This window comes from Rhizobium sp. LjRoot30 (genome assembly GCF_964253915.1).
GTDB lineage: Bacteria > Pseudomonadota > Alphaproteobacteria > Rhizobiales > Rhizobiaceae > Metarhizobium.
On sequence record NZ_CAXUSG020000048.1, the window covers coordinates 1 to 1,320 of the forward strand.

A 1,320-nucleotide genomic window follows, 5' to 3' on the forward strand; every position below is an offset into this window, starting at 1 on the left:
GATGGAGTTGCCCCTTAAAAACCGGACAGGATCAGGTTTCTGTATGACGGTTTAAGAACTCACGAGGCGAGCAATACCCCAGGGCCTTGTGCGGGTGAAGGGTATTGTAGTGTTCGAACCATGAGGGCAGTTGCGCGATAACGGTCACAGCGTCCGGCACGGGGTTGACCGAGACATAATCGCGCTTGAAGGTTTTCACGAAAGCCTCGGCCATGCCGTTGGACTGAGGGCTTCGGACGGGCGTCGAACACGGCTCCATGCCGATATCGATGAGCAGCGATCTGGTGTCCTTTGCGATGAAGCAGGAGCCGTTGTCCGTCAGCCATTCGATTGGCTTTGGAAGGGTGTTGATGAGACCGAAGCGGTTCTCAATAGCCGTGATGACAAGGTCCTGGACGTCCTCGCTCTTGATGCCCTCGGTTGTCGCGACATGGGCAATGGCCTCGCGGTCACAGCAGTCGAGGGCAAAGGCAACGCGAACCTTCTCCTTGTTGTCGCAGCCGATTTCGAACCCGTCTGAACACCAGCGCAGGTTCGATTGCTTGACGGCGACGCGGCCATCGTGACGGCGGGTGTCGATTGCACCGGTATGGCGCTGAAGAAGCATGCCGTGAACCTTCATCACCCGGTAGACGCGCTTGGCATTCGGCCATGGGCGGTTTTCGCTGCGGGCTCTACGGCGCAGGATCGCGTGAACCCGGCGGTATCCGTAGGTCGGCATTTCGTCGATAACCGTCTTGATCTCATCCATCAGCTCCTTATCGGCGAGCGGCGGCCGACCTCTGGCTCTGGAAGGACGTTGCTTCACACATTGCGCGATGTTGGATCGGGCGACACCCAAGGTCTCGCACACCGCCGTCATCGCGAACCGTCCTTCGGCAACGAGAGCGAGCGCAACAGGTGTTTTTTTGACCCTGATGCTATCTCAAGCGCTTCTTTGAAGATTTCGCCTTCCATCGTCTTCTTACCGAGGAGACGCTGCAGCTCTTTCACCTGGTTCTGAAGTGCCCTGTATTCGGATGCCGGGACGACCTCTTCCTGCGATGCGGTGGCCGTCAGGGCTCCTTGCGCCGCCAATTTGCGCCAGGCGAACAACTGGTTGGGCTGAATGCCATGCCGGCGGGCAACAATGCTGACCGTGACATCGGGCTCATACGTTTCCTGCACGATGGCGAGCTTCTCGCCAGTCGTCCAACGTCGGCGACGTTCGCGGCCGGACAGGACTTCTATCTTAGGGATATGACTGGTCATAATGGGCACATTACTCCTAACACTTAACAAGTGGGAGATCGCGTCCGGGGATTTAGGGGGCCACTACAT

At 58.0% G+C, this 1,320-nt stretch carries 1 protein-coding gene; it reads right to left on the reverse strand.

The annotated features are described in order from the left end of the window. Window positions 1-31 precede the first annotated feature (31 nt). Window positions 32-1,251, reverse strand: a protein-coding gene (locus ACSQ3I_RS28070; protein ID WP_436004464.1) for an IS3 family transposase whose coding sequence is annotated in 2 segments (ribosomal slippage) — window positions 32-912 and window positions 912-1,251 — 1,221 coding nt in all. Because the reading frame shifts where the segments join, the coding sequence is not laid out codon by codon here. Window positions 1,252-1,320 lie beyond the last annotated feature (69 nt).